Origin of the sequence: Streptosporangium brasiliense, assembly GCF_030811595.1 — a bacterium.
GTDB lineage: Bacteria > Actinomycetota > Actinomycetes > Streptosporangiales > Streptosporangiaceae > Streptosporangium > Streptosporangium brasiliense.
The window spans coordinates 1241430-1254198 of record NZ_JAUSRB010000001.1 but is presented as its reverse complement, the minus strand read 5'-3'; the positions used below and the strand labels follow the sequence as shown (position 1 = coordinate 1254198).

The following is a 12769-nucleotide window of genomic DNA, read 5'->3' as shown; positions in this document are numbered from 1 at the left end:
CGCCTCCGGGACAGCGGACGAGCGGCCCGGGATCTCCTGGGTTCCGCGGCCTTCACACCACCCGGGCCCCACGCTCCCGGCCGGCGGCCGGGTCGCGTCCGCCCTCTGAATCCACCGTTTCTCGGGCCCTTTTCGCCGGGCGGCCCGGCGTGCGTGCGTGCCGCCACCCGTACGGCTGACCACCCCAATGGCCGGCCCCGACAGACGTTTCCCGAGCCCTTTCCGCCGGGCGGCCGGGAGTACGTACGTGCCGCCGCCTGTGTGGCCGGCGGCACGTACGGCTGACCACCCTCATTGGCCGGTCCCGACGGACCGGCCGGTGGTCTAGGACTCCTCGTCCCGGCAGACCGAGCAGCTGGTCAGGCCCGCCTCCTCGGCCTCGGCCCGGGACATGATCTCGATGCCGCTGTCGTCGGTGCCCTTGATGAGGGGGCAGGCGGAGCTGTGGAAGCGGCGGGTGCCGACGATGACCTTGACGGTCCCGGGGGCACCGGGCACCGGGCCGTCCTTGACGGCCGGGATCCCGTGAGGGGCGGTGTCGGTGTCTCCGTCGTCCTCGCCGGAGGGCTCCTCCGCGGCCCGCGGCCCCGCCGAGGTGGAGTCGGCCGACACCGCGCGCCCGGCGCGCCCGGGTGCGGTGTCGGCCGGCTCCACCGGCTCGGGGGTGCCGTCCGGCTCATCGGAGGCCGTACGCTCCGCGGGCGAGGGCTCCTGGGGAGCCTCCGGTCCGGCGGAGACGGGCTCGGCGGGGCTGTCGGAGCCCTCGGGGCCCTCAGACTCGGGGGACCCGGTCTCCGGCCGCTCGACGTCCTCCTCGGCCCCGGCGGAGCCCTCAGGGGCGGCGGAAGCGGGCTCAGCGGAGACAGCCTTGGCGGAGACGGGCTTGGCGGAAGCGGACGACGCCGCCGGAGCCTCGCCCGCGGCGGACCCGCGCTCGGCGGGGCCGTCGGCCGTGGCCGGACCCTCGTCCTCGGCGGGCTCGGGGGACCCGGTCTCCGGCCGCTCGACGTCCTCCTCGGCCCCGGCGGGCCCACGCCCGGCGGGGACACCGGCCCCGACCCCGACGGCCCCGGCGGAGCCCTCAGAGGCAGCGGAGACAGGCTCGGCGGAGACGGCCTTGGCGGAAGCGGGCGACGCCACCGGGGCCTCGTCCGCGGCGGAGGCCGGCTCGGGCTCGGGTGTGTCACCGGAGTCCGAGGGGCCGGCCTGGGGCGCCTGCTCGGCGGCGGACCTGGCCAGGTCGCGGCTGAACCAGCTGGTGGCGTTGGAGTCGTCGGGGGTCTCCGGCTCGGCGGCCGGGGAGGGCCGGGCCGCGGCCGCCGCGGCGCGGAGCGGCGGGTCCGCCGGCTCCTGGGGCCGCGTCTGTTCCTGGGGGGCGGGGGCGTCCTGGAGGTGGGGCCGGGTCACCGCGGTCGCACCCTCCTGCGGGCCGGCCGGAGGGACGGGCCGGTACGGCGGGCTGAAACGGGCGGTGGGTCCGTGGACATCGGTGCCGCCGGAGGGGCTGGACTCCTGGGAGGCCCGGGACGTGGCCGGCTCCTGGGATCCGGTGGGGGCGTCCTGCGGCTGGGGCCCGCCGGTGAACTCGGGCAGGCACGTGGTGCAGGGCGTGAAGCCCTCCTCCCGCGCCTCCTCGTGCGTCAGCTCCTCATGATCCCTGCCGACGAGCTGCCGGCAGCCGGCGAGGTGATACCGCTTACGCCCCGGGATCACCAGGACGATCGCCTCGGCGTCCAGGAGGCCCCGCCTGGTGGCGGGGGCCGGCCCGGCCACCGGGTTCGGCCGGGGCTGGGGCGCGGCCGCCGTCTGCCGCATGCCGTGCGGAGCCATCGGCCGAGGAGCCGAGGGGGCATGCGGGTCCGGCGCCAGGTGCGGTGCGGGCATCGGCCCGGCCGGGACCGGTCCCTTGGGCGGGAGCGGAGCCGACCCGGCGCGCCCGCCGCCGGGGAACAGCTCGTGGCGGCGCAACAACGCCCCGATCACCAGGAAGACCGCGGACAGCACACTGACCGCGATCGACCACATGACCAGAAATGGCTTGGCCAGCACGAACCCCGCGATGAGCAGGACGATGGCCGTGACCACCAAACCAGCGCTGATAAGGATCACAGAGGAACTCCCGGGTACGGGTCAGGGGGGAATTGACCCGTCACCTTACCGGCGGTCGTTGTGCGGACCGTCAACGCCCTGGAAGGCGCCTGAATGCTGCGGCGGCTCACCACCGAACGGGTTGGCGGCGCCCTGGATGGTCGGCTGGCCGCCCGGAGCCACGGTGTGGGACATCGCCGGGGGGCTGCCCACGATCGGGAATCCGCCGCTGCCCTCGGCAGCCACGTTCAGCTCGGCGAGCTGGTTCTCCAGGTACAGCTTCAGACGGCTGCGGTATTCCCGCTCGAAGCTGCGCAGCTCCTCGACCTTGCGCTCAAGCTCGTCGCGGGTCTGCACCAGCGATCCCATGGCCTGGCGGTGCCGCTCCTGGGCGTCGCGCTCCAGCGTCTCGGCGCGGGCACGGGCGTCGCCGATGACCTGCTCGGCCTGGCGGCGCGCCTTGCCGAGGATGTCGTCGGCCTCGCGGCGGGCCCGGGTCACCGTCTCGTCCGCCTCCCGGCGGGCGTCGGCGATCGCCTGGTCGGCCGTCTGCTGGGCCAGCGCGAGCACGCGGGCCGCAGTGTCCATGTTGTCCTCGGCCGGGGGCATCCCCATGCCGACGGGGACAGGCTGCTGGTGCTGCACCGGCTCGGGGGCACGCATCGGCTCCGGCTGCGGCATCATCATCTCGGGTTTGGGCTCGGCGACGGGGGCGGGCGCCATGGCCATTCCCATTCCGCCGGGCACCTTGCCCCGCAGGCACTCCGCCAGCTTGGCGCGGAGCTCCTCGTTCTCCTGAATGAGGCGGTCCAGCTCGGACTCCACCTCATCAAGGAAGGCGTCCACCTCTTCCTCGTCATAGCCCGGCCTGAGCCGGGTCGTACTGAATTGCTTGTTCCGCACATCAGCGGGCGTCAGCGGCATTTCGGTCTCCTTGGCGCGCTTGGAGTCTGTCCGGAGGGACGGTACCCGATCAACTAAGCGCGGACACGAGTTGGATCAAGACCAAGACCACAATGAACAGCACTGTGAAGCTTAGGTCAAAGGCCACCGTACCCAACCGGAGTGGTGGAATGAAACGGCGGAGGAACTTGAGAGGTGGGTCGGTCACCGTGTATACGGCCTCCGCCAGAACCAGGACGGCCCCCGTGGGGCGCCACTGACGTGCGAACGCCTGCACCGTCTCAAAGATCATTCTACCGATCAGCAGAACCAGGTAGAGGGCCAGGACGACGACCAAGATCTCGCTAACGACCCTCACGGCCTGTCCCCGCCCCCACTCTGTTCCGCCGCACCCCGGTCCCGCGAGGACCTGTCCGGCCGGTCACTGTTCATGGTGGAACTCTAGCTCTGGTTGAAGAACCCGCGTTCCGCGATTCGGGCCTTGTCCTCGGCGGTCACCTCGACATTGGCAGGGGACAACAGGAACACCTTGTTGGTAACACGTTCAATGCTGCCATGTAGGCCAAAGACAAGACCTGCCGCGAAATCGACAAGGCGCTTGGCGTCGCTGTCAACCATCTCGGTCAGATTCATGATGACCGGGGTGCCGTCACGGAAGTGCTCGCCAATTGTCCGCGCCTCGTTGTAGGTGCGGGGATGGAGCGTCGTGATGCGGGCCAGATCGGTCGTGCGGCGCTCTATGACAGCCGTCGCGGGCCTCGGAGCGGGCACGCCCGCCTCAGTGTCGTCCTCGCGGTCGTGGACCGTGCCAGGCCGCTCGTCGCCGACCTTCCGCGAGTCGTCGAAGTCGTCGTACTCGTCGTCGGAATAGCTGTCGTATCTCTCGTAGCGGTCGTCCTCCACAAGACCGAGGTAGACCGCCATCTTGCGCATCGCGCCGGCCATCGCTACTTCTTCCTCCGCCTTACTTCGATTTCCCTGGGGCGGTAGCCGCACCCCCTTGGAGCTCACCACCGATCGACCTCTATCTGGATACGCGGACGCCAAGGTCCACTTGAAGGGACATTACCTGACTAAGGGCTTCCTGCGACCGAGCAACGCCGTACCGACGCGCAGGTGTGTCGCGCCATTCGCAATGGCGTCGGACATATCACCGCTCATCCCCGCCGAGATGACGTCGGCCCCGGGGTGGGCCCCCCGTACGGCCTGCGCGATCTCCCACAACCTCGCGAAGGCCCTGGCCGGCTCCTCCCCCAGCGGCGCCACCGCCATCACCCCGCCCAGCCGTACCCCCGGCGCGGCGGCGAGGGCGTCCGCCAGCTCCGGCACGTCCGCCGGCCGCGCCCCACCCCGTCCGGGATCACCGTCCAGGGCGACCTGCACCAGGCAGGTGATCTCCCTGTCCGCCCTGACCGCCTCCTGGCTGAGCGCGCTCACCAGGCGTGGACGGTCCACCGAGTGGACGACGTCGGCGTAGCCGACCACGGAACGGGCCTTGTTGGTCTGCAACTGACCGACGAAGTGCCAGGTGAGCCCCAGCTCGGCGCATTCGCGCGCCTTGGCCGAAGCCTCCTGGTCGCGGTTCTCCCCCACGTCCGTCACCCCCAGCGCGGCCAGCAGCCGCACGTCGGAGGCGGGGTAGGTCTTGCTCACCGCGATGAGCGTCAGCTCCTCGCGGGCACGGCCGGCGGCCCGGCAGGCCGCGGCGATCTCCGCCTCGACCTGGGCCAGACCGGCCGCGATCTCATCATGTCGTGTTGTCTCTGTCACGTCTCCGCCGTCCGAATACCGAAAAACCGGCGGAATCCATTCTCCCGGTCACGGCCGGGTGACCTGTCGGCCCCCCGGCCGTGAGCAATGTCACTTCAGGAAGTCGGGGACGTCGAGCTCCTCTTCCTGCTCCTCGAAGATCACCGGCCGTCTCCGGGCGGGGTCGGAGACCCGCGCGGAGATCGGGGTGGGCTGCGACGGCTCGGGCGTCGGGCGCGGGATCGACACCGGCGGGGCCGGCGGCTCCTCCACCCGGGGCGGCTCGACCGGCTCGGCCGGGAGGTGCACCGGCGCGGCGGGCTGGGCCTGGGGGACCTGCTGGAGCGGCTGCGGCTGCGGCGCCGGCGGGAGCGGCGTCTCCACCACGGGGGGCGGGGGCGGCGGGCTGACGACCGGCCGGACCGGCGGTGGCGGCGGCTGCTCGGCTCTCGGCTCGGGCCGGGGCTCGGCCTTCACCGTGGGCGGCGCCGGACGGACCGGCGCGGTCGCCGCGGGGGCGGGGGCCGGGCGCGAGGCCGGCTGCTGCCGGACGGCCGGCTGCGGCGGCGCGGCCTTGGCCTCCGCGGCGGGCTCGTCGAACCCGGCCGCGATCACGGTGACGCGCACCTCGTCGCCGAGGGCGTCGTCGATGACCGTACCGAAGATGATGTTGGCGTCGGGCGCCGCGGCGTTGGAGACGAGCTGGGCCGCTTCGTTGATCTCGAACAGGCCGAGGTCGGACCCGCCGGCGATCGACAGCAGCACGCCGTGCGCGCCGTCGATGCTGGCCTCCAGCAGCGGGCTGGAGACGGCCATCTCGGCGGCGGCGACCGACCGGTCGTCGCCGCGCGCGTGGCCGATGCCCATGAGCGCCGAGCCGGCGCCGGACATGACCGACTTCACGTCGGCGAAGTCGAGGTTGATCAGACCCGGCGTGGTGATGAGGTCGGTGATGCCCTGGACACCGGAGAGCAGCACCTGGTCGGCCGCCTTGAAGGCGTCCAGCACGCTCACCTGCCGGTCGGAGATCGACAGCAGCCGGTCGTTCGGGATCACGATGAGGGTGTCGACCTCCTCGCGGAGGGTCTCGATGCCCGCCTCGGCCTGCATCGCCCTGCGCCGGCCCTCGAAGCTGAAGGGCCGGGTGACCACGCCGATGGTCAGCGCGCCCAGCGAGCGCGCGATGTTGGCCACCACCGGGGCGCCTCCGGTGCCCGTGCCGCCGCCCTCTCCGGCGGTGACGAACACCATGTCGGCGCCCTTGATGACCTCTTCGATCTCCTCGCGGTGGTCCTCGGCCGCCTTACGCCCGACTTCGGGGTTGGCCCCCGCGCCGAGGCCGCGGGTGAGTTCGCGTCCGACATCGAGTTTGACGTCGGCGTCACTCATCAGCAGCGCCTGAGCGTCGGTATTGATGGCGATGAACTCGACGCCCTTGAGTCCCTCCTCGATCATCCGGTTGACGGCGTTGACTCCGCCTCCGCCGATTCCTACAACCTTGATGACCGCGAGGTAGTTCTGCGGTGCTGCCACGACGAGGGGCCTTTCCGCTCGTTGACTTGCAATTTCATGCGGCACGGGGGCCCGTGCCGTCGTTTCCAAAACCCTCACCCTCAAGTTGAGATTTAGATTTATGTCAACCTGAGGAGTGATACGGACAGTAGGAGTTGCGCTCCAGGCGGGTCAACTAACCGCGCCGCAAGCGCGCCCGGCGTGTCGCGGGCCGTCCTTTTCGGGGAACGCGCGACGGTGGATGAGATCACTTCACCGTCACGACGTCGGGCGAGCTCACGTCATAGGTGTCCGCCGGGCGTTTCAGCAGCGTGAGAAGGATGTTCGCCTTGTCCGCCGGACGGTCCGGGCCGCCCCACACGACCGTCCGGCCGTCCTTCAGGCGCAGCGAGACGGTCTCGGGCGAGGGAGCGAGCACTTCCTCGATCCGCCGGGTCAGATCCGCCGACAGCGCCTGGATGACGGTCAGCGCGGCGCCGGTCGCCGGATCGCCGGGCTGCGGGCGGTCCACGCGCAGCAGCGGGAGCGACGGCGGCGCGACGTCCCTGACCTCAGTCATCACACCGTGCCGGTCCATGAGCGCGAACTTGGGGCCGACCGGCACCACCGCCACCGGCTCGCGCTCCACGATCTCGACCACCAGCGTGCCCGGCCAGTTGCGGCTGACGCTCACCGACTCGACCTGCCGGATCCCCTTGATCCGCGCCTCGACCTCGTCCACGTCCACGATGGCCAGGGGCCTGCCCTCGGGCACCCCCGTCGCCAGCTGGATCTGCTGGGCGGGGATGCCGAGGTTGCCCGCGACCCGGATGTCGCGGACCCCGAGCACCGACGAGAAGAACACCAGCCAGGCGGCGGTGCCCACCACCCCCACCGTGAGCAGGGCCAGGAAGGCCGACCTCCACACCGCGTTCACCGTCTCACCCCGTCGGGCGGCCCGGGCTCCGGCGCCCCGCGACCCCTGCCACGGGTCACCGGGCGGCCAGCTCCGCCACGATGCGGGGGCCCAGCTCGGTCACGTCCCCCGCCCCCATGGTGAGCACGATGTCCCCGGGCCGGGCCCGGTCGGCCACCAGGGCGGGGACCGCCTCCCGCTGCGGCGCGTAGGTCACCTGACCCGGCGGCAGCGGCACCTTGCCCGCCACCAGGGCCCCGGAGACGCCCGGCTCGGGGTCTTCGCGGGCGCCGTAGACGTCCAGCACGATGGCCTCGTCGGCCAGGCCCAGGGCGACGCCGAACTCGTCGGCGAAGAACCTGGTGCGCGAGTAGAGGTGCGGCTGGAAGACCGCGACGACCCTGCCGGAGCCGGAGAAGGAGGCCACCACGTCCCGCGCCGCGCGCAGGTCGGCGGCGAGCTCGGTCGGGTGGTGGGCGTAGCTGTCGAAGACCGCCACTCCCCCGGCCTCGCCCTTGGCCTCGAAGCGGCGCTTGGCGCCGGTGAAGGCGGCCAGACCGTCGCGTATCTCGTCGAAGGAGACCCCCAGCTCCGCCGCCACGGCGATGACCGCGGTGGCGTTGAGCGCGTTGTGGCGGCCGGGGACGGCCAGCCTGACCTCCCCGTGGCCCGCGACCGTGAAGGAGATGCCCAGGCCGTCGGGGACGATCCCGCTCACCCGCAGGTCGGCGTCCTCGGCCTCGCCGTAGGTGATCACCTTCAGGCCGCGCGCGCGGGCGATCGGGGCCAGGGCCGCCGACCCCTGGTCGTCGGCGCAGATCACCATGGCCGTCCCGACCCGCTCGACGAACCGGGCGAAGCTGTCGTAGACCGCGCGCGGGTCGCCGTAGTTGTCGAGGTGGTCCGGCTCCACGTTGGTCACCACGGCGATGTCGGGGGCCAGCATGAGGAAGGAGCCGTCGCTCTCGTCCGCCTCGGCGACGAACACCTCGCCCGCGCCCTCGTCGGCGCCCAGGCCGGTGGTCACGAGCTGGCCGCCGACGCAGTAGGACGGGTCGGCGCCGCACTTCTGCAGCGCCACCGTGAGCATCGAGGTCGTGGTGGTCTTGCCGTGGGTCCCGGCCAGGGCGACCCCGGTCCGGCCCGCCATGACCGAGGCCAGCGCGGCGGCCCTGGGGATCACCCGCAGGCCCTGGCGGAGCGCCTCGCCCAGCTCGGGGTTGGAGTCGCGGATCGCGGTGGAGACCACCACGGTGTCGACGTTCTTGATGTGCGAGGCGGCGTGGCCGATGTGCACCCGGCCGCCCAGCTCCCGCAGCTCGGTCACCATGTCCGAGCCGCGCGAGTCGCTGCCGGAGACCGGCACGCCGCGCTTGAGCAGGATGCGGGCGATGCCGGACATCCCGGCCCCGCCGATCCCGATGAAGTGGACGCGCCCGAGCTCCTCGGCCGCGACCGGATCCACCAACTTGACCAGGCTCATCGGCCGTTCACCACTCCTCATCCGCCACGCGGACGGTCTCGTTCCCCCACCGGTGGCAGCGCTCGCCGCGCCGGATCCACTCCGTGCCCGCCGGCTGCCCACCGTTCGCCGCCCGCCGCGCGGGCCGGCCCGTCCCCCGCCGGGCACCGTGCGCCCGGCTCATCTGCCCTTCCCCTCGGCCGCGATCTGCAACACCTTGCGGGCGAGCGCCACGTCGGCGTCCTTGCGGCCCATCCTGGAGGCGGCCTCCGACATGGTGACCACGCGCTCGGGGTCGGACAGGATGGGCAGCACGTTCTGGACGATCCACTCCGGCGTCAGGTCGGCGTCGTCGATCATGAGGCCGCCGCCCGCCTGCACGATCGGCTCGGCGTTGAGCCGCTGCTCGCCGTTGCCGTGCGGGAGCGGGATGTAGGCGGCGGGCAGGCCCACCGCGGTCAGCTCGGCGCAGGTCATGGCGCCGCTGCGGCACAGGGCGAAGTCGGCCGCGGCGTAGGCCAGGTCCATCCGGTCGACGTACTGCAGCACGACGTACTGCGGGTCGCCGGGCGGCGGCTCCTCCTCCAGCGTGTTCTTCGGGCCGATGACGTGCAGCACCTGCACCCCGGCCCGGCGCAGCGCCGGGGCGGCGGCCAGGGCCGCCCGGTTGAGCGAGCGCGCGCCCTGGGAGCCGCCGGTCACCAGCAGCGTGGGCAGGTCGGCCTCCAGGCCGAACCAGGAGCGCGCCTTGTCGCCCATGGACAGCCGGTCGAGCGCGACGATCTCACGGCGGAGCGGGATCCCCATGTATTCGGCGCGGTTCAGCGGCGTGTTCTGGTGGCCGGTGAACACGTGCTCGGTGAGCCGCGCGCCCAGCCGGTTGGCCAGTCCCGGCCGCGGGTTGGCCTCGTGCACCACGATCGGCACGCCGCGCCGGCGCGCCGCCAGGTAGGCGGGGGTCGCCACGTAGCCGCCGAAGCCGACCAGCACGTCGGCCTGGACGCGGTCCATGATGCCCGCGGCGGCGTTGATGGCGCCCGCCAGCCGGCCGGGCACCGTCAGGAGCTGGGGTGTGATCGCCCGGGGCAGCGGCACCGCGGGCACGAGCTGCAGCTCGTAGCCCCGGGCCGGCACCAGTCGCGTCTCCAGGCCGCGCTCGGTGCCCAGGCACGTGATCCCGATGTTCGGGTCCAGCCGGCGGAGCGCATCGGCCAGAGCCAGCGCCGGTTCGATATGACCAGCCGTCCCGCCGCCTGCGAGGACCACCCTCATGTCGGTCCTTTCACTCATCGTCTCCCGCGGACCGGCCGTCGCCTGCGCGCCGGACCGTCCCGTCGCTCATCGTCTTGTGCGGACCGGCCGTCGTTTCCGTGCCGGACCGCCCCGTCGCTCATCGTCCTCGCGGTCCGGCCGTCGTTTCCCGGCCGGACCACCCAGGCCAAGCCAGCTTAGGCCCCGCGCCACCGGTCCGGGGCCACGCGCCGCCAGAGCTTCGCGCGCTCCGGGCTCGTGTTTGGCGAAGGCCAGCAGCATCCCCAGCGCGGCCAGGGTCGGCAGCAGCGCCGATCCGCCGTAGGAGATCAGGGGCAGCGGGATGCCGGTGATGGGCAGCGCGCCGATGACGGCGCCGATGTTGACGATCGCCTGGCCGACGATCCAGGCTATCGCGGCGGCCGAGGCGAGCCGGACGAACGGGTCCCGCACCCGGGTGGCCACCCGCAGGCCGGCATAGCCCAGCAGGCCGAACAGGGCCACCACGACCAGCGTGCCCATCAGGCCGAGCTCCTCGCCGACGATGGAGAAGATGAAGTCGCTCTCGGCGTGCGGGGTCCAGTATTTCTGCCGGCTGGAGCCCAGCCCGAGCCCGAACCAGCCGCCGCTGCCCATCCCGATCTGGCCCTGCACCAGCTGGTAGCCCGCGTCCTGCGCGTTGCCCCACGGGTTGAGCCACCCCTTGATCCGCTCCGAGCGGTAGCCCTCGATGGTGATCATCGTGATGGTGGCCAGTACCATGATCGACAGGATGCCGCCGAACAGCTTCAGCGGCGCGCCCACGACCCACAGCAAAGCCAGGAAGATCATCATCAGGACCAGCGTGGTGCCGAGGTCACGCCCCAGCATCACCAGGACGGCCATGATCGCCAGGCCCGGCATGAGGGGGATCAGCAGCTTGCGCCACTCGATCCGCCCGGCGCGTGCTCCCTTGGCGAGCAGGTCGGCCCCCCACAGCACCAGCGCGAGCTTGGCCGGCTCCGACGGCTGGATGGTGAGCTCGCCGATGTAGATCCAGCGCTGCGCGCCCAGCTCCGCCTGGCCGATGAACAGCACCAGGACCAGGCCCAGCGCGGCCAGGACCATCAGCGGGTAGCCCGCCAGCCGGAAGAACCTGATCGGCAGCCGGGAGCAGATCCACATCAGCAGCAGCCCCACCGCCATCGAGATGAGCTGCCGCCCGAAGAGCGCGAAGGCCGACCCTCTGGTCTCGAGCGCCTGGATGCTCGACGCGGCCAGGACCATCATCAGCCCCAGGGCCATCAGCAGCGCGCTGACACCCACCAGCAGGTGGTAGGAGAACAGCGGGCGGGCCAGCAGCTCGCGCGCCCGGGCCAGCCGGCCCCTGAAGGGGGCCGTGCCCGGCGGCCGATCGTTCACGGCGGTCATCCGTCACCCCGCCCCGCCGGCCGGACGGGCGTCCCCGGATCTCGCAGGCGTGCTCTCATCCCTCCCCGGCACCGCCCCGCGCCCCGCCCAGGCGCTCCAGGACGGCCTGGGCGAAGGCTCTCCCGCGGGCCCCGTAGTTGGGGAAGATGTCCAGGGAGGCCCCGGCCGGGGCCAGCAGCACGGTGTCTCCGGGGGCGGCGAGCCCCGCGGCTTCGGCGACGACGCGGTCCATGACCCCAGTGTCTTGCCCGGCGACCTCCACCACCGGGACATTCGCGGCGTGTCGCGCCAGAGCCTCCCGGATCCGCCCACGGTCGACGCCCAGCAGCACCGCGGCGCGCAGCCGGGGCGCGGCCCGCCGTACCAGCTCCTCCACGTCGGCGCCCTTGAGCTGTCCTCCGGCGATCCAGACGATCGAGGGGTAGGCGGCGAGCGAGGCGGCGGCGGCGTGCGGGTTGGTGGCCTTGGAGTCGTCGACGTAGTCGACCTCGCCGACCCGCGCGACCCGCGCCATCCGGTGCGGGTCGGGGACGAAGTCCAACAGGCCCTGCCGTACGGCCGCGGCGGGCACCCCGTAGGAGCGGGCCATGGCGGCGGCGGCGAGCGCGTTGGCGACGTTGTGCGGCGCGAACGGCCGGATGTCGCCGAAGGAGGCGAGCTCCTCGGCGTTGCGCGCCGGATCGGCCACGAACGCCCGGTCCACCAGCAGGTCCTCGACCACGCCGACCTGTCCCGGCCTCGGCACGTCGAGGGTGAAGCCCACGCTGCGCCCGCCCGCCCCCGCCTCGTACGGCGCGGCCAGGCGGGCCGACCACTCGTCGTCGGCGTTGTGGACGACCGTCCCGGCCCGGACGAAGATCTCGCCCTTGACCCGGGCGTACTCCTCCATGGAGCCGTGCCAGTCGAGATGGTCGGGGGCGACGTTCAGCACGGCGGCGGTGTGCGGGACGAGGCTGGGCGAGCGGTGGAGCTGGAAGCTCGACAGCTCCACCGCCAGCACGTCGGCGGGGCCGGTGACGGCCTCCACGACGGGGGTGCCGACGTTGCCGACCGCGAGCGCCTTGTGGCCGGCCGCGGCGAGCATCGAGGTGAGCATCCGGACCACGGTGGTCTTTCCGTTGGTGCCGGTCAGCGCCAGCCACGGGGCCGCGCCCGCCGGGCGGAGCCGCCAGGCCAGCTCGACCTCGCCGATCACCTCCACCCCGGCCGCGGCCGCCGCGACGAGCAGCGGGTGGTGCGGCGGCCAGCCGGTGGCGACGACGAGGGCGGTGCCGGCGGGCAGCTCGGCGGGCTCGCCGAAGCGGACCTCGACGCCGAGCCCGGCCAACTCGGCGGCCGTCGCCCTGGCTCCCTCCCCGTCCCGGCCCTCCAGGACGACCACCCTCTCGCCCCGGGCGGCCATGGCGCGGGCCACGGCCGTGCCGGAGACCCCGAGGCCGGCGACGCAGATCAGCTGGCTCATCCCGCCACCTCCGCCGGCCGCGCGGGCGTGGGCGCCT

The 12769-nt window shown here is 72.9% G+C and carries 11 protein-coding genes; all 11 read right to left on the bottom strand.

Annotated elements, in window-relative coordinates:
- Positions 1–324 precede the first annotated feature (324 nt).
- The 11 genes from J2S55_RS05575 to murD all read right to left on the bottom strand — a co-directional run bounded on the left by J2S55_RS05575 (position 325) and on the right by murD (position 12732).
- A complete protein-coding gene (locus tag J2S55_RS05575) occupies positions 325–2088 on the bottom strand; it encodes a hypothetical protein (RefSeq protein ID WP_306857775.1) in 1764 nt (587 codons plus the stop codon).
- A 66-nt stretch (positions 2089–2154) separates the two neighbouring features.
- Positions 2155–3012 (bottom strand): DivIVA domain-containing protein, encoded by an 858-nt coding sequence (locus J2S55_RS05570; RefSeq protein ID WP_306857773.1) that lies wholly within the window; start codon positions 3010–3012, stop codon positions 2155–2157.
- A gap of 49 nt (positions 3013–3061) precedes the next feature.
- Positions 3062–3349: a YggT family protein gene (locus J2S55_RS05565; protein WP_306857772.1), complete on the bottom strand. Its 288-nt coding sequence runs from the start codon at positions 3347–3349 to the stop codon at positions 3062–3064.
- Between the two features lie 83 nt (positions 3350–3432).
- Positions 3433–3936: a cell division protein SepF gene (locus tag J2S55_RS05560; RefSeq protein ID WP_306857771.1), complete on the bottom strand. Its 504-nt coding sequence runs from the start codon at positions 3934–3936 to the stop codon at positions 3433–3435.
- A 120-nt stretch (positions 3937–4056) separates the two neighbouring features.
- Positions 4057–4761, bottom strand: a complete 705-nt coding sequence (locus J2S55_RS05555) for a YggS family pyridoxal phosphate-dependent enzyme (RefSeq protein WP_306857770.1) — start codon at positions 4759–4761, stop codon at positions 4057–4059.
- Between the two features lie 90 nt (positions 4762–4851).
- Positions 4852–6273: a cell division protein FtsZ gene (gene ftsZ, locus J2S55_RS05550; RefSeq protein WP_306857769.1), complete on the bottom strand. Its 1422-nt coding sequence runs from the start codon at positions 6271–6273 to the stop codon at positions 4852–4854.
- 226 nt (positions 6274–6499) lie between these two features.
- On the bottom strand, positions 6500–7168 hold the full coding sequence (locus J2S55_RS05545) for a cell division protein FtsQ/DivIB (RefSeq protein ID WP_306857768.1): 669 nt from the start codon (positions 7166–7168) through the stop codon (positions 6500–6502).
- Positions 7169–7223: 55 nt separating this feature from the next.
- The gene (gene murC / locus J2S55_RS05540; RefSeq protein ID WP_306857767.1) at positions 7224–8630 is read right to left on the bottom strand and encodes a UDP-N-acetylmuramate--L-alanine ligase; all 1407 of its coding nucleotides are present in this window, start codon (positions 8628–8630) and stop codon (positions 7224–7226) included.
- Between the two features lie 159 nt (positions 8631–8789).
- Positions 8790–9881 (bottom strand): undecaprenyldiphospho-muramoylpentapeptide beta-N-acetylglucosaminyltransferase, encoded by a 1092-nt coding sequence (murG, locus tag J2S55_RS05535; protein ID WP_306857765.1) that lies wholly within the window; start codon positions 9879–9881, stop codon positions 8790–8792.
- Positions 9882–9947: 66 nt separating this feature from the next.
- On the bottom strand, positions 9948–11270 hold the full coding sequence (ftsW, locus tag J2S55_RS05530) for a putative lipid II flippase FtsW (RefSeq protein WP_306857763.1): 1323 nt from the start codon (positions 11268–11270) through the stop codon (positions 9948–9950).
- Positions 11271–11325: 55 nt separating this feature from the next.
- On the bottom strand, positions 11326–12732 hold the full coding sequence (gene murD, locus J2S55_RS05525) for a UDP-N-acetylmuramoyl-L-alanine--D-glutamate ligase (protein WP_306857762.1): 1407 nt from the start codon (positions 12730–12732) through the stop codon (positions 11326–11328).
- Positions 12733–12769 lie beyond the last annotated feature (37 nt).

What these genes read in the sequence shown, in the direction of transcription:
- J2S55_RS05570 (WP_306857773.1), bottom strand. Translation starts at nt 3,012, where the DNA reads ATGCCGCTGACGCCCGCTGATGTGCGGAACAAGCAATTCAGTACGACC.
- J2S55_RS05560 (WP_306857771.1), bottom strand. Translation starts at nt 3,936, where the DNA reads ATGGCCGGCGCGATGCGCAAGATGGCGGTCTACCTCGGTCTTGTGGAG.
- murC (WP_306857767.1), bottom strand. Translation starts at nt 8,630, where the DNA reads ATGAGCCTGGTCAAGTTGGTGGATCCGGTCGCGGCCGAGGAGCTCGGG.
- murG (WP_306857765.1), bottom strand. Translation starts at nt 9,881, where the DNA reads ATGAGGGTGGTCCTCGCAGGCGGCGGGACGGCTGGTCATATCGAACCG.
- ftsW (WP_306857763.1), bottom strand. Translation starts at nt 11,270, where the DNA reads ATGACCGCCGTGAACGATCGGCCGCCGGGCACGGCCCCCTTCAGGGGC.
- murD (WP_306857762.1), bottom strand. Translation starts at nt 12,732, where the DNA reads ATGAGCCAGCTGATCTGCGTCGCCGGCCTCGGGGTCTCCGGCACGGCC.